This window comes from Arachidicoccus sp. BS20 (assembly GCF_001659705.1).
Classification (GTDB): Bacteria; Bacteroidota; Bacteroidia; order Chitinophagales; family Chitinophagaceae; genus Arachidicoccus.
Genome location: NZ_CP015971.1, coordinates 855,184 through 876,638, shown reverse-complemented (window position 1 = coordinate 876,638; position 21,455 = coordinate 855,184). Strand labels below are relative to the sequence as shown.

Here is a 21,455-nt window from a genome sequence, read left to right as displayed (position 1 = left end):
ATGACAGAAAATGAAATTTCATACAAAATCAGAGGTTGTATCTTTAAAGTATATCACAATTTAGGCGCAGGCTTGTTAGAATCGACTTACGAAGCTGCATTGAAATATGAATTGATAAACGAAGGCTTAAATGTTCTTTCACAAGTGCCGTCGCCGATGATTTATGAAACGATAAATGTAGATATTGGTTATCGTTTAGACTTGCTTGTTGAAAATAAAGTTATTGTAGAACTGAAATCAGTTGAAGTCTTGCTCGATGTGTATCATAAACAATTAATCACTTATCTGAAATTATCGGGATTTAAACTCGGGTTGCTTGTAAATTTTAATACAGATGATATTTCAAAAAGCATTTTCAGAAAAGTGAATGGATTATAAGTCTGCGAAAACCAGCGAGAAAGTCTGCGTATTCTGCGGGAAATAAATTATTTGAATTTTGCAAATAATGGATTGATGCTTGCAAATAACAAACCGCAAATTCATCTCAACTTTGCAGTATAAAAATTTCAGAATATGAGTACACAAAAAATCGCATTAGTTACGGGCGGAAGCCGTGGATTGGGAAGAGATATGGCAATCAATCTTGCCAAAAAAGGCATTGACGTTGTATTGACTTACAACAGCAACAAAACCGAAGCGGACAAAGTGGTGGCAACCATTCAATCGCTCGGGCAAAAAGCAATCGCGTTTCAATTAGACGCCGGCAATGTAAAATCTTTCGATGCTTTTTTGAAAGATGTAACCGACCATTTAAAAGAAAAAACAGGCAGTCCGAATTTTGATTTCTTAATCAACAATGCAGGCACAGCGTTGTATGCGCTTGTCAACGATACTACGGAAGCGCAGGTGGATGAAGCATTCAATATTCATTACAAAGGCGTGTTTTTCCTCACGCAGAAAGCTTTGCCATACATCAACGAAGGCGGCGGAATTGTCAATATTTCATCAGGATTGGCACGTTTCAGCTTTGCAGGTTCGTCTGTTTATGCGTCCATGAAATCAGCGGTTGAAACACTTACGAGATATTTGGCGAAAGAATTAGGTTCTCGAAAAATCCGTGCAAATGTAGTTGCGCCGGGCGCGATTGAAACAGATTTCGGCGGCGGTCATGTTCGCGACAACAAAGAAATCAATGACCACGTTGCAAGTATTACAGCTTTGGGACGTGTAGGTTTGCCGGATGATATCGGCGGCGTAGTTGCATTCCTTTGCACAGAAGATGCAAAATGGATTAACGGTCAGCGTATTGAAGTTTCGGGCGGAATGATGTTGTAGCAGGAGTGTAGCTGAATTAAAAAAGTGTCGTTTGGTATATTGTTCCCAAACGACACTTTCGTCTATTGACAAATAGAAAATTTATTGTCCCAAAATCCACGCAAAAATTAACGGAGCAACGATGGTTGCATCGCTCTCAACGATAAATTTAGGCGTATGGATATCGAGCTTGCCCCAAGTGATTTTTTCATTAGGAACTGCACCTGAATACGAGCCATAAGATGTAGTACTGTCGCTTATTTGACAGAAATAGCTCCAGAAAGGAACATCGTGCCATTCCAAATCCTGATACATCATCGGCACTACGCAAATAGGAAAATCGCCTGCAATGCCGCCGCCGATTTGGAAGAAACCAACGCCTTTGCCACCACTGTTTGCACGGTACCATTCGGTTAAATAAATCATGTATTCAATACCGCTTTTCACGGTGCTCGCCTGCAATTCTTTTTTAATTACATAGCTGGCAAAAATGTTTCCGGTAGTACTGTCTTCCCATCCCGGAACGATAATCGGAATGTTCTTTTCGGCTGCTGCCAAAATCCAACTGTCTTTCGGGTCTATTTCATAGTATTGTTCCAAATCGCCGCTCAATACAACTTTGTACAAAAACTCATGCGGAAAATATCTTTCCCCTTTGGCTTCCGCATCTTTCCATACTTTGACCAAATGCTTCTGCAAACGACGAAATGCTTCTTCTTCGGGAATGCAAGTGTCGGTTACGCGGTTGTAGTGGTTTTCTAATAAATCCCATTCTTCTTGCGGCGTTAAGTCGCGGTAATGCGGTACGCGCTTGTAATGTGAATGCGCTACGAGGTTCATCACGTCTTCTTCTAAGTTGGCACCTGTACAACTGATGATAGCAATTTTATCCTGACGAATCATTTCGGCGAGAGAAATGCCAAGTTCTGCCGTACTCATGGCACCGGCAAGCGAAACAAGCATTTTTCCGCCGTCGGTTAAGTGCGCTTCGTAGCCTTTGGCTGCGTCTATCAATGCAGCGGCGTTGAAGTGCCTGTAATGGTGTTCGATAAATTGTGAAATAGGACCTTTACTCATTTTATATTGATTTATATTTAGTTTTAATGATGAAAAGTTAAATAAATGTTTTTTCGGAAAACAATCAGCAAAGTTATTTAATTGATACGTTTTTATTTGCCGCCGAGCCACGACGAAGGGTTTAGGGAATTTCCTTTACTATCCGTAACCATGAAGAACATATTGTATGAACTTCCGTCGAAGTTCATTTTCCCGATAATAGTTCCTGCATCTACATTGTCTCCGCGATTAACATTGCAGCTGCTGAGATTACTGTATGTTGTAAAATATTTTCCATGACGGATAATGACAGAATAACCGTCATCAGAAACTACGGCGGTAACAGTACCGGATGCAACCGATTTTACTGCACCGCTTCCGCCATTGGCGGAAATTTCTATACCGTCGTTTTCTTCTTTAAGACCTGTACCGGGAATTACCTGTACACCGTAGTTGTCGGAAATAAATCCGCCGCTAACGGGCCAAGGTAGATGCCCTCTGTTTTTTTCAAAATCTAACGATTGTGTCAATGATTCTTCAGTAGATTCAAGTACATTGTATGACCGGTTTTGCCTTTCATCGGCAAGGTTTGTATTGGCAGCATTGGATGGATTGGTTTGTGGAGCGGCATCTTTTGTTTGTTCCTCTGCCGGGCGTTGCTTAATAACAGGTGTTGCAACTTTTGCAACAGTTTCATTTGAAGGTTGTTCTGCTTCATCTTTATTTTTCTGAACCGGTGGTTTATCAGTTGCTGTTTTGCCTGCCTGTGCATTGCTGTTGGCTTTATTTGGCTGTTGGGCAATAGTAACTTCCTGCTGCTTTGCTGCAAGCGCTTTTTGCTGTGCGGCAATGCGGGCGCGTTCTTCCTCTGCTTTGCGTGCGGCTTCTGCCCGTGCCAGGCGCTCTCTTTCCTTGCGTTCAGCTTCGGCTATTTCTCTGCGGATAACAGCTTGCAATACTTGTTGCAGTTTTTTTCTTTTAACGGCATTTGCTGCAATTTCTTTTTGCAAGTCTCCTTCTTTGCCTTTCAGTAAGTTTAAGGCACTGTCTTTATCATTTTTATCGCTTTGTAATTCGTTTAGTTGTGAACCTTGCAGTGCGAGTGTATTGTTCTTTTCGGTTTTAGTATTTTTCAGCTTGGTAATATTTTTCTTTAATATTTGCTGTGCCTGCACTATGCTTGCTGCCTGAGATTCGCGGAATTGCCTGTAACTTTTTAAGTAAGCAATTCTTCTGAAAGCATCATTGAAGGAACCTGCGGAAAACAGGAAACTGATGTAGTTGTAATTGTTTCTGTTTTTATATGCAAAAACAATGCTTTCAGCATACTTGCTTTTAAGCGTGTCTAACTGTTTGCTGCGTACTTCGATTTCCTGATTACACTTTTTGATAGTATCGTCCAAATCGCCGAGCTCATTATTGATGGATACAATCAATGATTGGCGCGCTTCAATTTTCCGTTGAAGAAGATTCAATTCTTTAAGTGATAATGTTTTGTTCTTGCGTACATTGGACAAAGATGCATTCAGGTCGTCAAGTTCCTGTTGCAACTGCTTTTGCTGTTGTTGAATATCGGCTCTTGTCTGTTGCCCGTAGCTTTGTGCAATAGCAAAGAACACAATGAACGCAGAAACAAACAATTTTTTATACATCGTGGAGAAACTTTAGTGTTTTGTAATTCAGGCTTAAAAATAAGTAAAATTATTTTTCCGTATAACTACTTGGAATGCTGAATGGAAAATCAATATCCGTACCCAATTTAAACTGTTTGAATTGCAGCTTGACATTGACAGATGTTTTGTTCGATAAAATCATATCGCGTGTTTGCGAAAACCATTTGCCTTTGCTGCTGTCAATTGCCTGATGATTGCTGTATGTAATATCGCAAATCCGGTTGTATGTTTCTGTGGAATCCTGTAAGCGGCTGTGTTTTAATATAAGTTTTTTATTCTTGTCGATAAGTGTTATAAGGTTGTTCAGATTGTTTTCGCGGATAGAGATAAACCATCTGTTGTGCGGATGTTTGTATGATGTAATGTCGCCTTTTGTAAAAACCGGATTGCCCAAAATAATATTTTGTATGTCATTGAATGCCAACGGTACTTTTAGTATTTCCTGCAAATAAGAAATATTGCGGCGCAAAATGGTATGATGCAGCTTGTCCATTAATATCAGACTGTCTTGGGTAATTTTTGCACGAAAACCTTCAATGCCTAAAGGTCCTGTGAGTGAAACCCAAATAATGCTGTCTTCTTGTATGCGGATATTCGCATTAGCGCTTTGACTATTGTCGCCGCTATTGTAGTCCACTTTTGCTTTAGCTGAAAAAGTATGAAAACTGCTTATCTTTTCGCTGTCCAATTGAGCTAATGTGAGGCGAAGCGAATCCAGTTCGGCTGTTTGCGTGTTAGGAGTAACTATAACGATTTTAGAAGTGTCTTTCTTTTCTATTTGCTTTTGTACTTTTTCGGCTTTTTTTACGGCTTTGCATGAAAATGCAACCAATACAGAAATTGCAGCAAAAACGAATAAGGTTTGTTTCATCCGTATATGTTTGTTTTTTAATAGTCGGATGGAACGCGCATTATATAATTGCTTGTTTTATAAGTGCTATGCGCGTTTCATTGATAATAAAAGTAGATTATAATTATTGTTTTCCGGTATGGCCAAAACCGCCCGCGCCTCTTACGGTTTCGTTCAGCGTTTCTGCAAGATGCCATTTTACCTGAACGATATTTTGTATGACCATTTGTGCGATGCGGTCGCCGGGAGTGATGCGTTGATTTTCGTTGGAAAGATTAACCAATATTACTTTAATTTCGCCTCTGTAATCTGCATCGATTGTGCCGGGCGTGTTTAAGCAGGTCAGTCCTTGCTTGATTGCCAAGCCGCTTCGAGGACGAATCTGCGCTTCGTAACCCACAGGAAGTTCAATAAAAAGTCCGGTAGGAACTAATGTTCTTTCCAAAGGTTGCAGCACAATTTCATTTTCAATGTTAGCGCGTAAGTCCATACCCGACGAGCCTTCCGTCGCATATTGCGGCAACGGAAATGCCGATTGATTGATGATGTTGACGGTTAATATTTCCATACGATTTTTATAAAATATCAGAAAGTGCGAAAATAGTTTTTTAATGCTGAATAATCTGCGATGGTGGATTTCTTTATCAGAATGAAAACAATTATTCTCTATTCAACAAAACGACTGCTTGCGCAAACAAACCTTCTTCTCTGCCTACAAATCCCAATTGCTCTGTGGTTGTGGCTTTAATAGAAACATCGTCAGTTGTGATTTCCAAAATGGAAGCAATTGCTTCACACATTTGTTTTACATAAGGTTTTATTTTAGGTGCTTGCAGACAAAGTGTCGCGTCAAGATTGATGACTTTGTAGCCTTTTGTTTTAATTAGCTCAAAACTTCTTCTCAGTAAAATTTTGCTGTCGATGTTTTTAAATTCGTTGGATGTGTCGGGAAAATGCGTGCCAATATCGCCCAAGGCCAATGCTCCCAAGAGCGCATCGCAAATAGCGTGCAGCAATACATCCGCGTCGCTGTGTCCGAGCGCTCCTTTTGTGTGCGGAATTTTTACGCCGCCGAGCCACAAATCCCTGCCTTCGACTAACTGATGAAAATCTATTCCTTGTCCTATTCTTATACTCATATTTCAAATAAAAAAAGCGAAGATAATTCTTCGCTTTTTAAAACCGATATTTCGGGAATCCGATTAATAATTTTTTTGCGAACCCAAGTCGAATACCAGGCTGAAACGCAGTGTATTGGAAAGCGGATTTCTGTTGGTGCTGCTTCCGGAAGGAGCGAGGTAAGCAAAATTAAAGTTCATTACCTGGTATTTAATTCCAACACCTGCCGTGAAGTAATTGCGGTCGCCTGCGCCTTTAGACTCTGCATGATAGCCTGCGCGCACAAAGAATAAATCATTGTAAGAATATTCGCCGCCGAGGGATTCCTGATAGGCGCTATTGCTAAATGATTTTCCCCAACTGCTCACAACGCCAGTGCTGTAATAATCTGCAAGCTGTTGTTGGTCAACTTCATCAGTTCCAACATTATCCGGCGCTTTCGGTACAAGTAAATGATTTAAGTCGAGTGCGAAAGTCAGTTTATTTTCATCATCCAGAACAAAGTGATATGCGCCGCCCAAACCTAAGTTGGCAGGAATAAATTGTTTAGAATCAGCATCATTGGTATAGCTGATTTTTGTGCCGAGATTAGACAAAGTTAAACCTGCTGTAAAGCCTTCGCCTACATCATCCAAACCATTATAATAGCCTGAGAGGTCGGCTGCAAAAGCATGTCCCACTTTATATACAACATCGCCTTCGCTTGAACTGATATTTCCCGTTCCTAAATTTGAATTGATAAAACGCCCCGTAATACCTACGCCAAATTTATCACTCACTTTGCGTGAATAACCAAGTTCTATGGAAAATTCTTTTGGAGTTGAACTTCCCTGTAAAGCACCAGATTCATCAGTTAATTGAATTTGTCCTAAATTAAAATAACGAACACCTCCTGTAATTGCCTGGTTTTCATCAGGTTTGTAAAATCCGCCAAGTGTTATTAAATAAACATCGCTGGCAATATCTTGTAACCATGGAGTGTATGTAAATCCGATTTGCCCGTTGGATTTGGCAAACGGTGTTTTTGCATTATTCCAAAAGGTTGCATTCGCATCAGGCGAAATTGCGATTCCTGCATCGCCCATTGCGCCGCTGCGTGCATCGGGAGAGATGCGTAAAAATGGAGTTGCTGTTGTTACGATGTTTACTTTTTCGGTTGTTTGTGCGGAAGCCGCTTTGCCTAAAACAATACTTATTGCTGCAAGTGCTGCCGCTTTTTTCCATTGAAGAATCATGTAGTTTAAATTTGATTTTAAGTGCAAATGAACAATCTTTAGTTCCTTAGAAACGAAAATAATATTTGATTATTACATTCTCCCTAAACTTTTTTCAAAAAGACGGATGTGAGCAAAACTTCTCCTAAATGCCAGTTATATTTGCATTATGATTTATCCATTGCTGCGCGATATTCTGTTTACGCTTTCGCCGGAGAAAGCGCACTATTTTTCAATGAATAGTTTGAAAAAAATTTGTAACCTTCCTGCCGGAAGAAATGTTGTAAGTAAAATGTTTGCTTATGAAAATCCCGCTTTGGAAAAAGAAGTATTCGGATTAAAATTTAAAAATCCCGTAGGGCTGGGAGCAGGTTTTGATAAGAATGCTTTGTATTTACAGGAAATAAAAGCATTGGGATTTGGATTTACTGAAATTGGAACGGTAACGCCGCGTCCTCAGGCGGGGAACGAACTGCCAAGATTGTTTCGTTTACCTAAAGATAAAGCATTAGTTAACCGTATGGGTTTCAATAATAACGGAGTATCAGTTATAAAAAAACAGTTGGAAAGCTGGCGCAACGATTTGACCGCTTCCGCGAACTTTATTGTTGGAGGAAACATCGGGAAGAATAAAATAACGCTCAATGAAAATGCGTGGAAGGATTATGCTATATGTTTCAATGAGTTACATGAGTTAGTGGATTATTTTACAGTCAATGTAAGTTCGCCAAATACACCGGGTTTGCGCGAATTGCAGCAGAAAGACAGCTTGATGAAAATATTTTCCGAGTTGGAAAATATCAATCAAAGAAGGAAAATTCAAAAACCAATTCTACTGAAAATTGCCCCTGATTTAACTAAAGAACAATTGGAAGATATTGTATCTATTTCATTAGAAATCAATTTAAAAGGATTGATATTAACTAATACAACTATTGAAAGGAATGAACTGAAAACTCCGCTAGCCGAAATAGAAAAAATAGGTGCAGGCGGTTTGAGTGGAAAGCCATTGAAGGAAAAATCGACCGATGTTTTACAGTATTTATCTTCACGATTGGACAATAAAATTCCATTGATTGCAAGCGGCGGCATTTTTACCGGCGAAGATGCTAAAGAAAAAATAAGCGCCGGAGCCGATTTGTTGCAAGTATGGACAGGATTTATTTATGAAGGTCCGGGTATTGCCGGAAAAATTTGCAAAAGCCTGTTATAATAAAAAACTTTTTTCAAATATACTTTCGGCTTTAAGGTACAATGATTAACTTTGCACAATTCCAAAAAAATGAACGATATTATCTCCTCTAACGAATCTATTCCTTCCGGTAAAAAGAAAATTATAGTTTTAGGCAGCGGTCCTAACAGAATCGGTCAGGGCATTGAATTTGACTATTGTTGTGTACACGGCTTAATGGCGATTAAAGAATGCGGCTATGAGGCAATTATGGTCAATTGTAATCCCGAAACCGTTTCAACCGATTTTGATATTGCCGATAAATTGTATTTCGAGCCCGTTTTCTGGGAGCATCTTTGGGAAATTATTGAACTGGAAAAACCCGAAGGTGTAATTGTGCAGTTGGGCGGGCAAACTGCGTTGAAGCTTGCTAAACGTTTGCATGAAAAAGGTATAAAAATCATCGGGACTTCATTTGATAATATGGATATTGCTGAGGACCGCGGGCGTTTCAGCGATTTGCTGAAAGAACTAAATATACCTTATCCTCAATACGGAACGGCATTTAATGCCGATGAAGCGCTGGAAGTAGCTAACCAGGTTGGTTATCCGGTGCTGGTACGTCCAAGTTATGTATTAGGCGGACAACGAATGAGAATCGTTATTAACGATACCGAATTGGAGAGCGCGGTGGTAAGTTTGCTGAAGCATATTCCGGACAATAAAATTTTGATTGACCATTTTCTCGATAGGTGCCAGGAAGCAGAAGTGGACGCTATTTTCGACGGAGAAGATTTTCACGTAATGGGTGTGATGGAACACATTGAACCTGCGGGAATCCATAGCGGAGACAGCAACGCGGTATTGCCGGCGTTCAATCTTTCGCCGCTGGAAGTAACCACAATGGAGCATTACGCAGAGAAGATTGCACGTGCTTTAGACATTCGCGGGTTAATCAATATTCAGTTTGCTATCAAAGACGGAAAGGTCTTTGTGATTGAAGCAAATCCTCGGGCAAGTCGTACAACTCCTTTTATAGCAAAGGCTTATGGTGTTCCATTTTTGAATATTGCCACAAAAGTGATGTTGGGAGAGAAGAAGCTGAAAGATTTTACCATAGAAAAAAAGTTGAGTGGATTTGCAATAAAAGAGCCGGTTTTTAGTTTTAATAAGTTTCCGGGTGTAAATAAAGAGCTTGGACCTGAAATGAAAAGTACCGGAGAAGCCATACGTTTTATTAAGGACCTGCGCGACCCATATTTCAGGAATTTGTATAAAGAAAGAAGTATGCATTTAAGTAAATAAATTTCCCTTTTTTTCGGAAAAAGTATTTATCTTTGCAGCCCCAATAAGAAATTTAGAAATATGCAGAATATTATTTTTTTTCTTTTGGCACAGTATTTGAAATTATAATAAACAAGAGCAGTTTAAATTTTTCTCATAAGCAGTTAGTTTTGGTTGCGGCCCCTATTTCCATAGGGGCTTATTTTTTGCCTTGATTCAATTGACAGAAATTTTTTAATACTCTCCATAAAAAAGTTCATTTCTTTTTATGGAATCTTCCCGGTTTTTGCATCTTATTAGTTTAGAGTCGCTTAATTAATGAAAAAATAAAAACAGAACGATTTTTACCATTCATCAATTTATTTATGCGGTATGCCACGTTTAACTTTTTGTTATAACTAAGTTTTTATATTATTGTTTAAATTTTTAGTTTATAAACTTTTTCTTTGTTAATTATAATCTGCTCGTAAATGAAGAAATTTATATTGCTCGACTGTATATTATTTTTGTGTTTATACTATGCAAATGCGCAAAGTTCAATTCACGGGAAAGTGATAGACACTACTTCCGGACAAAATCTTACCAATGCCGCAGCCTGCCTGATAGAAGCAAAAGATTCGATGCTGTATAAATTTACCCGCATAAAGCAAGACGGCTCGTTCAATATTAATAATGTTGATACAGGAAAATATATATTACTCGTTTCTTACCCGGAGTTTGCAGATTTCGTTAGTACCATTACTGTTGCAGATAGCAGTAAGAATGTTGATTTAGGTACAATTAATATGATACAGATGGAACATTTGCTGAAAGACGTGATTGTAAAACAGCAACTTGGTGCTATAAGAATCAAAGGAGATACGACTGAGTTCGTTGCTGACAGTTTTAAAACACAACCCAATGCGACCGTTGAGGATTTATTGAAAAAACTTCCGGGAATCCAGGTGGACAAAGACGGGAAAATAACGGCGCAGGGGCAAACGGTTCCAAAGGTTTTGGTGGATGGAGAAGAATTTTTTGGCGATGACCCTACGCTTGTTACAAAAAATCTTCGTGCGGATATGGTGGACAGAGTACAGGTATATGACAAGCAAAGCGACCAGTCTGCATTTACGGGAATTGATGATGGCAATAAAACAAAGACGATTAACATTAAGCTGAAAGAAGATAAAAAGAACGGTTACTTCGGAAAAGTATCCGGCGGCCTGGGAACAGACAATTATAAGGAAACGCAGGATATGTTCAACTATTTCAAAGGCAAGAGAAAAATAGCAGCATATCTTACTATGGCGAATACCGGAAAAACAGGCTTGGGTTTTGAAGATGAAATGAAATATGGTTCTTCCGGCGACAATATGCAGGTTTTAGATGGTGGAGGAATCGTGGTTTTCGGAGGTGGGAATAATAACGACCCTTTGAGTTCGGTAGAAGGATGGGACGGAAATTACGATGGAAACGGCATTCCAAATGCAAAAACGGGCGGTGTCCATTTCGATAATAAATGGAATGATGATAAGCAGGGCATTAACCTGAATTATAAAATAGGAAGCATTAGTGAAAAAGGCAATGGGCAAACATTGTCGCAGGAAAATTTACCTACGGGAGTTCTATTTGACAGCTCTGCCAATAATTTTTATAAAGAAGTATTTCGTCAAAAATTAGATGCCATTTATAATTTGCAATTCGATTCGTCCTCTTCTTTAAAATTGACTGCCGGTGGTTCTTTGGCGCATTTGAAGTCGGATACGTATAGTGCAAACCAAACCACAAGAGCGGACGGTTCTTTGGTAAACGACGGTTGGAATAATACAACCGGTTCGGGAAATGCGCAGGCATTCAACGGCAGCCTTTTGTGGCGGAAAAAGTTTAAGAAAAAAGGTAGAACCATCAGTCTGAATTTCAATGAATATCTGAAAAACTCGGACAATTCCGGCTTTATGAATAGCTATAATTACTTTTATGATAATGATAGTACATCGTCTGTTGACCAGAGAAAAACAAATAAAAATAAAACCAATTCCACGACCGGGAAACTGGCATATACCGAGCCGTTAACCAAATGGCTTTCTTTGGTCGCCAATTACAGTATTGATATTGAAAATACAAATTCCGATTTACGTTCCTACAACAGAAACACGGACAGTGCATACAGTTTGCTTGACAGTACATACAGCAATCATTATATTTACAACCAACTGACTAATAGCGGCGGCGTTGCATTTGCGTACAACAGAGGAAAACTGAATTTTAACGTAGGAACAAATGTAGGCTCTTCACAGTATCATCAAACCAATACATTTACAGATGAGAAACTCAACAGAAGTTTTATCAACTGGGCGCCGAATGCATATCTCCGTTACAAAGTTGCTACGCAATCCAATTTAAGTTTCAATTATCGTGGTTCCACCCGGCAACCATCTGCCGAGCAGATACAGCCTGTACTGAATAATGCGGATGTATTGAATATTTATATCGGAAACCCCTATCTCAAGCCGTCTTTCAGTAATTCACTGTCTCTGAATTACAATATGTTCAAAGTGATTTCTCAGCAGAATATCTGGGGATATATTAGTTATAATTTTACAACAAATCCAATTGTAGAAAATGTGACTACCGATACTGCAACAGGCAAAAGCGTTCATAATTATTTCAATATAAATACGCCTACAAGGAATTATTATTCTTATGTGGATTATGGGCGGAAAATAAAAAAGTGGGATATAAACTATGATGTAAGTGTCAGATACAACGGATATAAATCGATAAATTATATCAATGATGCTTCAAATACTATAACGAGCAATTCATACTCGCTTGGTTTACGGTTAGGCAAATACAAAGAGAATAAATTAGACGTCAGCCTGAGCGGTAATGCAAAATATACGACCAACAATGCCACTCTACAAAATCAAATCAACAATAATTATTGGACATTGGAATTTAGCCCGAATATAGATGTCTTTCTTCCTGCGAAGTTCCAGATTCATACAGAAGGAACATATACCTGGAATCAAAAAACAGAAACGCTTCCGGCTTACAGCCAGTTTATTTGGAACGCATGGATTGGCAAGAAATTTTTTAAGAAAGAAAATTTATTGATAAATATTTCGGCAAACGATATTTTGAATCAAAATAACAGTTATACACGCGACCAATACACGCAAAGTTTCCATACGACCATTAAAAGATATTTCATGTTGTCTGTAGTTTGGAACTTCTCAAAAATGGGCGGCGTAGCAACGACCAAATAGATTAATCTGTTAAAAAATATTTTATGCAACGCAAAATTCAATACACGGTTTTTATCATAGCGCTTTTCCTGGCATTTCGCGTTACTGCGCAGAATGCCTTATTTCTCAATCATGGAAATATCGTTTTTGAGAAAAAAGTAAATACTTATGCCCTGCAAAAAGAGCGTATGTCGAAGAATGAAGCAGATAATGCCGGGTGGGACGATGCAATACTTGATGCATCCAAAAAGAATAATAACGGTTTTACGGTAACGCACGCCAATCTTGCGTTCAAAGACGACAAAACGCTTTATACGCCTATTGAAGAGAGTAACCCGAATACAAGCGATTTTTATTTTATCGATATGTCATCGGGGAAGCAGGGAAATATTGTATATTCCGATTTTGATAAAGACCAATCAATAGCGCAGAAAACAGTTTATGGAGACCAGTTTTTAATTACTGACAGCACGCGCAAAATACGGTGGAAAATAACCGATGAACTTCGCGATATTGCAGGCTTCCATTGCCGTCGAGCCAATGCCGTTATTATGGATTCGGTGTATGTTGTAGCTTTTTATACCAATCAAATTCCCACGAGCGGCGGACCGGAATCTTTCAGCGGTTTGCCGGGCATGATAATGCTGTTAGCTTTGCCGCACCAGCACATAGAATGGACTGCAACCAAAGTAACGCTCAATCCGGCTGTAACCGATGCAACGCTTACGCCGCCCAAAAAGGGAAAAGCGGTAAATCAAAAAGAATTTATTGATAAGCTTAAGGGCAGCCTGAAGGATTGGAACAATCTAAATTCGATTTTGCAAAACGCAAGTTTTTAATCTTTAGAAAATATCATTGCTCACATCGCCGTTATACTCAAGCAATGCCGGCGGACTTACGTAGCTTGAGTTGTAGCGGAATCGAAGATTGGTACTGATGCCGATTTTGAACCGGTTTTCTCCCGCAATTTTTCTTGGTAGAAATACACCTTTTAATTCTATCGTTCCAAATACAAGGTTTTCGTTTCTTACCCTCAAACCGCCGCCGATGCTATAATAGAAGGGCGAATGGTCAATACTTTTTTGCGTTGCTTTTAAATAAGATAAATCGCCGGTTAGGAAAGGCGCATAAGCAAAACCAAATACTTTTCCAGGACCGAAAAATATTGTTTGGCTCCGCAATGTTAAACGTTGATTTCCCTGCACAGAATCCTGGCGAAAATTTTCCAGTCCGAAAGCATTGTTGATGCGCAGCGGCTCGGCAGCAAAAGTGCTAAATTGCCCGGTATAGCTTAGTCTCATAAACTGCCTTATCTTAACATTGTTCCAAAGCAACAGACGGCTGTAAAAAGATGAGCCAAGCAAAACTGTGGCATCTTGTAAACCGCCTTTGAAATATCCGCCCGTTCTTAAAAAAAATTGCGCGATGTCGCCTTTATTGGAATAAAGATAGCGATTGGCGTCAACACCTACATAAGGTCTTGATAAGTCTTTTAGCTTATACCATCCGCTTGTAAAGGAAATATTGAAGCCGTATGGAATATCTTCCGTAGTTCCAAAGCCGAGTACATAATTGGTCTTATAAAATTGTTGTTTAAATAGTGTGAATTGCGCCAGCAATGCCTGCCGTCCATTCAGCATTTCGACATAGCGGTCATAAAACTGCTGCGGAGATTGCAGAAAATCGTAATTGTAATAGCGTAAGCTGATAACTTTCCGCAACGGAATTTTGGTACTATACCTGCTTTTAACTGCACCTATGTTGTAGCCGAATGTGGCATCGAACATTTTGTAGTGATATTTGTAAAAAGTGGAATCATCCACAGAAAAAGTTCCGTAGTTGGGTTCCGATTCTACATCACTTAAATGCAGCGACCAGTAATAGCTTGCATATTGCGAAAATAGCGGTCGGTCGGCATTGATATAGAAGCCGTGCTCATTTTGCTGGTGTGTGTAAATATTATGTCCAACATCGGTATATTCAACACCGAGGCTTGTGAAAGAATTGAACAAATTGTATTTTGTATATTTTAAATCGGTTCCGACATTGGGTTTCCGGTTTTTATCGTTAACAATAGCTCCGGAGATGGATTGCCCCAATCCTAAAAAATTAACATCGGACACCGAGATATATTGCTTGGTTGTGCTCAGGTCATGAATTTCTCCTGTGAGGCTAAAGAGGTCTTTTGTTATAACGAGCAAGTCCACAGAATCTGAATTTGCAGCGACAGGTCGTACCAATATGCGGGCATCTCTTATAAAGTTCAGCGAGCGCAGGTAGCGTTCATTATCGGCAATGGTATTGGCATTAAGCGGCATTCCTTCATGCACAAACATATTGTTGCGGATAACCCAGGACCGCGAGCGTGTGTGCAAGTGGTTCAGAATGTTGGTGCCGAAATAATTGATGCTGGTGGCTGTATCGGCAAAGCTTCTGTCAAAATCAAATTGCCGATAGGTAATATGCCTGATAATTTTTCCCTGGTAAGGTTGGTAATATGTGGCAATGCGCGTGTTATATGCCGTGCGTGCATCAATAGTATCGATAGATGCATGGTGCGTAATGCTCTTCATGCCTTTTTGTATCCATTTGTTGAAGAAAGTTTTTTTGTGCCCGGGCAATGAATCGGCTTTGTTCTGCGCCGATGCTGAAACGCAAAGCAAAACACAGCAAGTGCCGAACAGAAAGCATATTTTCAATGTTAATTGCACAACTGAAAATAAATAAACATTTTCAATTAGCTCATAATGGTTTGCAAATATTTTCTGCCATTGTGTGTTCTGACTTACTGTGTGGAAAGAACATTATTGTGTTGTTATTGAGGTTGCCGAGTTTACGTCTGCCGACGGGAGCGAGCGGAAGTCTTCTTATACAGTCTTATGTATTACGGAAATAATGTAAGCAGTTCAAACTGACATGAATGTATGTGAGAAGTGTATTGCTTTCCGCGTTAGCCATAATAAGTAATAATAAATGAAGTATTTGTACTTCCTGTGCCCGGCATGCAGCAGGTATGTGCCAAAAATGGATGCATTTAATGTGCATTTGATGCGGAGATAATACGCACTTGATATGCTATAATTTTTAATTTATTAACTTTATAAGATAAAAACGTTCTATGAATGGCAAGACAATATAAGCTGCAAACCTTTACCGGTAAGGTGGGTAATGAAATTTATTACATACGTAATGGCAAGCTGTGCAAGAGAAGCTGCGCTAAGAATTACCGAATGTCAAAAGAGAGCAGAAAGGCAAGCACCGAGTTTGGAAGAGCCAGCAGCCTTAGCGCGAAACTAAGGAAAGCATTGTTGCCGTATTTCCTGCCGGCATTTGACCGGATGCTGCACAGCCGGCTTACCGCGCGCCTGCGGGCGGTAAGCCTAAGCGGACCAACAAATATGAATGGCAAAAGAAATGTAACAGATGGAAATATTGCTTTGCTGAACGGGCTTGAATTAAATAACCATGTACGCTTTGACCAATTGCTGTATGTAACATGCGTTACTTATATTGCGGACGATACTGTAACTATTGCAATACCGCCGATTGACCCGAACGCTCATATAAGTATGCCGAAACATGCAGCCCGTGCCATACTGAGCATTGCAGGCGTCTCTGTCAGTCTTGAAGGGCACGATGATGATGCCTTTTGCATAGATGAGATAATAATAGAAAAAGACAAGGTTTTTGCAGGTACGGAAGTCAGTTTTTATTTGCCTGACAAAGGCAAGCGGCTTGTCGCAATAATGCTGTGTATATATTTTGAACAACCATTCAGGAACACATTTCTTCGTATTGAGGACAAGCGCTACCAGGCGGGCATATTTACGGGAGCGACGATATTGTGAGCCCAAGATAAACAACCATACAGTCAACGGGATATTTTGTCAAATGAGTATGAGCATGGGGAGTGAAAATTATATTAAGATGCGAGCGGTTTACGGAAACTGAAGTCGCTGATTCCACTATAAAAATAGTTGCCTTGATTTTTTTGTAATTGCTTTAAAGAGTGTAACTTACTTACGTTAAAAGCATTGCGGATAGTGGAGAAAAATATTTATATGCAATAGTTAAGACTTAATCTGACAGTTATTAAATTTGATAACGATTAAAAACAGATTAAGATGACACAGACACAAAAGTTGATTCAACCCAAGTTGGGTTTATTGAAGTTAGCCTGCAAAATCTGCTTAAATGGAGCAGTTAAATCTTGTTGAATTTGAGCACCCTGAGTTGATGTTCACAAGTTGTATAAAGAGGTTGTGTCCTATATTTTTAGTTTCTGTTTAATCTTTATCATCTGTTAGCGATGCGACAAAGCGCATCGTTAACAATGAAATGTTCAATTACAACTTCACATGAATTATTTTCTCTGCATTCTGCAATTCGATTTGTTTTGCCGTTGCCGCTGCGAAATTTTTTAACGCCTGTTTGGTAATATCGTCATCGCCTAACATAGCCGGAACCCCCTTGTCGCCGCCTTCACGAATGCTTTGCACCAATGGAATTTGTCCTAAAAAATTCAATTCGTATTCGCTGGCAAGTCGCTTGCCGCCTTCTTTTCCGAATATGTAATATTTATTTTCCGGCAATTCGGCAGGCGTGAAGTAAGCCATATTTTCCACCAAGCCGATAATAGGAACATTCAGTTGAGCCTGAGCAAACATAGCAATGCCTTTTTTGGCATCGGCAAGCGCAACGTCCTGCGGCGTGGTAACAATTACAACGCCTGTTACGGGAACAAGCTGCATCAGCGTTAAATGAATATCGCCTGTGCCGGGCGGCATATCAATGATTAAATAATCCAATTCATCCCAAAACACGTCGGTTACAAATTGACGGATGGCGCTGCTGACCATTGGTCCGCGCCATACTACGGCTTGCCGTTCGTCCACCAGCAAACCGATGCTCATCAGTTTGATACCGTATTTTTCCAAAGGCAAAATTTTCCCTTTGCCATCCACATCAATCATACGGGGTCTTTCGCCACGCACGCCGAACATAATGGGCGCGCTTGGTCCGTAGATATCGGCGTCCATCAATCCCACGGTTGCGCCGTTTTGGGAAAGTGCGAGTGCAAGGTTTGCCGATATGGTGCTTTTGCCCACGCCGCCTTTACCGCTCACAACGGCAATAATGTTTTTTACTTTTGGCAACACTGCCGGAGCACTTGTTCTGCCGGATGATGTTTTTGATGTAAAGGTTACATGCACCTGCACATCATCGCCAAACGATTTTTTAATAGCTTCTTCGCACTGCGCATTAATGCTGTCTTTATATGGCGCGGAAGTCATAGGTATTGCAATCGTAAATGAAACATTTTTATCTTGAATTTTTATATCGGAAACCATTGCGAGGGAAACGATGTCTTTTTTCAAATCCGGGTTGATTACGTTGCTTAACGCTTGTAAAATATCAGGTACAGTCATCACACATATTTTTGTTAAAAGAAAAAATCAGGTTGCAAAAATACTTCATCATTGGGTTACTTTGTTTTAATTTGAACATCAATTCTAAAAGAAACAGTAAAACCGGCTTACGAAAAAATTAAATAATTTTGCTAAAACATTTGTATCGGATATAATGAAGCGGATACTATATATATTATTGATAAGTTTTGTAGCTTCAATATTGTTTGTACACAAAACCTACGCTCAAAATAAAGTGATTGAGTTGTACGGCATTGTGCGCGGCAGCGATAGTTCGGGCGTATTGCCGGGCGCAAGTATTTTTATTAAAAACACACACCGGGGAACGATAGCCAATGATGTAGGTATTTTTTCTATTGCGGCTTCGCCGGGCGATAAAGTGGAGATTTCTTTTGTAGGGTACAAAAGTGTAACTGTTGATATTCCGAAAAACATGAAAGACGACCGCCTGATGTTGGCGCCCGTTTTGCAGGAAGATACCAGTTATCTTCCAACGGCAGTAGTAACACCTTTGCCCTTACCGGCAATTTTCAGAATTATCTTTTTAAAAACGAGAGTGCCAGATGACCATTATGCCGTCGCATTGGAAAATTTGAATATCAAGCATCTGATGCAGCAAATAAAATATTATCGTCCTTCAGGACCGGGTTCTATAAATTTATTGCATCAGCAACAAAATATTCAGAGTGGTTCTCAAAAAGGATTGCTGCCTTCGACAGGTATTTTAAACCCATTGTCGTGGTACGATTTTGTGAAGTCGCTGAAGGAAGGCGGAGATTAATTGAAGAAAAAACGAAAGATTTAATTCAGCCCACTATTAAGACCGCGGGCTGTTTTTTCTATAACAATCCTTTCTTTAGCAAATATTCCGCAATCTGCACGGCGTTGGTGGCAGCGCCTTTGCGCAGATTGTCGCTCACGACCCAAAGGTTTAAAGTATTGGGTTGTGTATCGTCTCTTCTTAATCTTCCTACAAAAACTTCGTCTTTTTCGTGAGCGTTAAGCGGCATGGGATAAATATTCTCATTGATGTTGTCTTCTACAATCACACCTTCGGCTTTGGACAAAATATCTTTCACTTCATCCAAATCAAAGTCGTTTGCAAACTCTACATTCACGCTCTCGCTGTGTCCGCCGATTACCGGAATGCGTACAGTTGTAGCCGTTACGCGAATAGAATCATCCCGCAGAATTTTCTTGGTTTCGTTTACCATTTTCATTTCTTCTTTGGTGTAGCCATTATCGGTAAACACATCGATTTGCGGAATTACATTCAGGTCGATAGGATAGGGGTAAGCCATTGTTCCGTCGATATGTTTACGTTCGTTGAACAATTGGTCAACGGCTTTTTTGCCTGTTCCCGTAACGCTTTGATAGGTGCTTACAACAATGCGGTTGATTTTATATTTTTTGTGCAATGGATTTAAAGCAACTACCATTTGAATAGTAGAACAGTTGGGATTTGCGATAATTTTATCTTCTGCGGTAAGCGCATCGGCATTGATTTCCGGAACGACTAATTTTTTAGTAGCGTCCATTCGCCATGCCGAAGAATTGTCGATAACCGTAATGCCGGCTTGGGCAAACTTTGGCGCCCATTCCAGTGAAGTAGTACCGCCCGCGGAAAATAACGCCACGTTTGGTTTTGCATCAATTGCTTCCTGCATACCGATTACCTTATATTTTTCCCCTTTAAATTCAACTTCTTTTCCAACGCTCTTTTCGGAAGCGACGGGCAATAATTCAGTAACGGGAAAATTTCTTTCGGCTAACACCTGCAACATTTTTGTTCCTACAAGTCCTGTGGCGCCCACTACGGCTACTTTCATTTGTATATTTTTTTTGATGAATGAATGTATAAAAAAACCTTCCCGTTTCGAGGAAGGTTCTTTATATTTTTATTTTAAGCACATACAAAGTTCAGCCTTCCTTATGAGATGGTTTAATCTTCTTTGTATGTTTCTTTATGTTGCTCATTTTTAACGAGTGCAAAAATATAGCAGTACATTTTAAAATGCAAAATTTATTTTAAGAAGCTAAGCGAAGATTTAGGAAGATTCGTTGGATTATAAGGATTTCTTAGTGGTTTCTTTTGGAATTATTTCATAAAATAAATGGGAAGGCAAAATAATATTCGTATCAATCTCTTAAATCTGTCCAAATCTTCGTTCAGACATTCATAAAACCTCTTATCTTTGCCGCTCTTAAAAAAGAAGAATGAAATTTTACAACTTTATAATTAAGTATCGTTTTTGGTTAAGCCTGCTGCTTGCTGTTATAGCTATTGTGCTGAATATCACAGGTGTCGCGGGTTTTTGGGCAATGTTCCCTTTGTATTTCATTGCTTTCATTGGTTTGCTGTCGCATTTCTTAATCGGTCCTATGCGCCTGATTCAAAAGCCGATGGAAGATGGTAATATTGAAGAAGTGCAAAAAATTATGAGCACGATTTGGTTTCCCAATTTGCTCATCAAGCCTGTTCGCTCCACATATTATACATTGAAAGGAAATATTGCAATGATGAATAAGGATTTTGACGAGGCGGAAAAGCATCTGAAAAAATCTTCATCTATTGGATCGGCAGTGCCGGAAGCTGACGGTGCAAACAAATTACAACTCGGCATGATGGCAATGCAGCGCGGCGATATGAAAGCGGCGGAAGGGTATTTGCGTGCGGCTTTAAAAATAGGGATTCCTGATAACGAAAGTAAAGCCGTTGCCAATTTGGGGATGTGCCAGATTATGATGAACAGGCGTGAATTTCGTGCGGCAAAAGATTTTTTCCGCCGGGCGCAGGCTTGTAAACCTACAACGCCCGAAGTGGTAAGCCAAATCAAAGAAATTCAGAAATACATTTCCCGCGTTCCGGGTTAGTAGAAAAATATTTTGTAAAAACAAAAAGCGTCGCCTAATAGCGGCGCTTTTTGTTTTTATATAATGAAATGAATTGTTAATTGAATGTTTTTTGGCGAAGTAAAACATCATAAATTTTTATTACAAATGTAACTTTGCCCAATTAATTCAGTCAAATACTGATTGAAAATGAAAGGATACGAAATATTAAACGTGGAATAGTTGCCATAATATACAAAAAAGTTGTACCTTTGCGCGCTGTTTTAGATAAAATTTATTCGTAATTTCAGTTTTTAGGATTAGATTTGATAATAAATAGTTT

The 21,455-nt window shown here is 39.5% G+C and carries 18 protein-coding genes; 9 read left to right on the top strand and 9 right to left on the bottom strand.

The window, feature by feature from the left end; translation table 11 throughout:
- Together A9P82_RS04025 and A9P82_RS04020 are read left to right on the top strand one after the other, a co-directional pair.
- On the top strand, window positions 1–378 hold the full coding sequence (locus A9P82_RS04025) for a GxxExxY protein (RefSeq protein ID WP_066204413.1): 378 nt from the start codon (window positions 1–3) through the stop codon (window positions 376–378).
- A gap of 135 nt (window positions 379–513) precedes the next feature.
- Entirely contained in the window at window positions 514–1,275 is a 762-nt protein-coding gene (locus tag A9P82_RS04020; protein WP_066204411.1) for an SDR family NAD(P)-dependent oxidoreductase, read from the top strand.
- 81 nt (window positions 1,276–1,356) lie between these two features.
- Here the strand turns inward: A9P82_RS04020 and A9P82_RS04015 are convergent, their stop codons facing one another.
- From A9P82_RS04015 to porV, 6 genes are all read right to left on the bottom strand, one after another.
- Window positions 1,357–2,331, bottom strand: a complete 975-nt coding sequence (locus tag A9P82_RS04015; protein ID WP_066204407.1) for a deoxyhypusine synthase family protein — start codon at window positions 2,329–2,331, stop codon at window positions 1,357–1,359.
- A gap of 92 nt (window positions 2,332–2,423) precedes the next feature.
- Window positions 2,424–3,962 carry a murein hydrolase activator EnvC family protein gene (locus A9P82_RS04010; protein WP_066204406.1) on the bottom strand — a complete coding sequence of 513 codons (1,539 nt, stop codon included), beginning with the start codon at window positions 3,960–3,962 and terminating at the stop codon, window positions 2,424–2,426.
- Window positions 3,963–4,011: 49 nt separating this feature from the next.
- Window positions 4,012–4,854 carry a DUF4292 domain-containing protein gene (locus tag A9P82_RS04005; RefSeq protein WP_066204404.1) on the bottom strand — a complete coding sequence of 281 codons (843 nt, stop codon included), beginning with the start codon at window positions 4,852–4,854 and terminating at the stop codon, window positions 4,012–4,014.
- A gap of 103 nt (window positions 4,855–4,957) precedes the next feature.
- Complete coding sequence (gene dut, locus A9P82_RS04000) at window positions 4,958–5,401, bottom strand: dUTP diphosphatase (RefSeq protein WP_066204402.1); 444 nt, start codon at window positions 5,399–5,401, stop codon at window positions 4,958–4,960.
- A 91-nt stretch (window positions 5,402–5,492) separates the two neighbouring features.
- On the bottom strand, window positions 5,493–5,972 hold the full coding sequence (gene ispF / locus A9P82_RS03995) for a 2-C-methyl-D-erythritol 2,4-cyclodiphosphate synthase (protein ID WP_066204401.1): 480 nt from the start codon (window positions 5,970–5,972) through the stop codon (window positions 5,493–5,495).
- 63 nt (window positions 5,973–6,035) lie between these two features.
- On the bottom strand, window positions 6,036–7,187 hold the full coding sequence (gene porV / locus A9P82_RS03990) for a type IX secretion system outer membrane channel protein PorV (protein WP_066204400.1): 1,152 nt from the start codon (window positions 7,185–7,187) through the stop codon (window positions 6,036–6,038).
- 148 nt (window positions 7,188–7,335) lie between these two features.
- On the opposite strand from porV, the gene A9P82_RS03985 reads away from it, so the two are divergent.
- The 4 genes from A9P82_RS03985 to A9P82_RS03970 all read left to right on the top strand — a co-directional run bounded on the left by A9P82_RS03985 (window position 7,336) and on the right by A9P82_RS03970 (window position 13,690).
- Entirely contained in the window at window positions 7,336–8,379 is a 1,044-nt protein-coding gene (locus A9P82_RS03985; RefSeq protein WP_066204398.1) for a quinone-dependent dihydroorotate dehydrogenase, read from the top strand.
- A 69-nt stretch (window positions 8,380–8,448) separates the two neighbouring features.
- Window positions 8,449–9,642 carry a carbamoyl phosphate synthase preATP-grasp domain-containing protein gene (locus A9P82_RS03980; RefSeq protein ID WP_082915213.1) on the top strand — a complete coding sequence of 398 codons (1,194 nt, stop codon included), beginning with the start codon at window positions 8,449–8,451 and terminating at the stop codon, window positions 9,640–9,642.
- Between the two features lie 449 nt (window positions 9,643–10,091).
- The gene (locus A9P82_RS03975) at window positions 10,092–12,872 is read left to right on the top strand and encodes an outer membrane beta-barrel family protein (protein WP_066204397.1); all 2,781 of its coding nucleotides are present in this window, start codon (window positions 10,092–10,094) and stop codon (window positions 12,870–12,872) included.
- A 23-nt stretch (window positions 12,873–12,895) separates the two neighbouring features.
- The gene (locus A9P82_RS03970) at window positions 12,896–13,690 is read left to right on the top strand and encodes a GLPGLI family protein (protein WP_066204396.1); all 795 of its coding nucleotides are present in this window, start codon (window positions 12,896–12,898) and stop codon (window positions 13,688–13,690) included.
- Between the two features lie 3 nt (window positions 13,691–13,693).
- On the opposite strand, the gene A9P82_RS03965 is transcribed toward A9P82_RS03970, so the two are convergent.
- Window positions 13,694–15,562, bottom strand: a complete 1,869-nt coding sequence (locus A9P82_RS03965) for a BamA/TamA family outer membrane protein (RefSeq protein ID WP_082915212.1) — start codon at window positions 15,560–15,562, stop codon at window positions 13,694–13,696.
- Window positions 15,563–15,973: 411 nt separating this feature from the next.
- Here A9P82_RS03965 and A9P82_RS03960 point away from each other — a divergent pair, with 411 nt between their 5' ends.
- A complete protein-coding gene (locus A9P82_RS03960) occupies window positions 15,974–16,699 on the top strand; it encodes a hypothetical protein (protein ID WP_066204394.1) in 726 nt (241 codons plus the stop codon).
- Between the two features lie 498 nt (window positions 16,700–17,197).
- Here A9P82_RS03960 and A9P82_RS03955 read toward each other — a convergent pair whose 3' ends face one another.
- On the bottom strand, window positions 17,198–18,280 hold the full coding sequence (locus A9P82_RS03955; RefSeq protein WP_066204392.1) for an Mrp/NBP35 family ATP-binding protein: 1,083 nt from the start codon (window positions 18,278–18,280) through the stop codon (window positions 17,198–17,200).
- A gap of 154 nt (window positions 18,281–18,434) precedes the next feature.
- Here A9P82_RS03955 and A9P82_RS03950 point away from each other — a divergent pair, with 154 nt between their 5' ends.
- Window positions 18,435–19,061, top strand: a complete 627-nt coding sequence (locus A9P82_RS03950) for a carboxypeptidase-like regulatory domain-containing protein (RefSeq protein ID WP_082915211.1) — start codon at window positions 18,435–18,437, stop codon at window positions 19,059–19,061.
- 58 nt (window positions 19,062–19,119) lie between these two features.
- Here the strand turns inward: A9P82_RS03950 and A9P82_RS03945 are convergent, their stop codons facing one another.
- Window positions 19,120–20,109, bottom strand: coding sequence for an aspartate-semialdehyde dehydrogenase (locus A9P82_RS03945; protein ID WP_066204388.1), 990 nt, complete (start codon window positions 20,107–20,109; stop codon window positions 19,120–19,122).
- Between the two features lie 388 nt (window positions 20,110–20,497).
- Here A9P82_RS03945 and A9P82_RS03940 point away from each other — a divergent pair, with 388 nt between their 5' ends.
- A complete protein-coding gene (locus A9P82_RS03940; protein WP_066204386.1) occupies window positions 20,498–21,154 on the top strand; it encodes a tetratricopeptide repeat protein in 657 nt (218 codons plus the stop codon).
- Window positions 21,155–21,455: the final 301 nt, after the last annotated feature.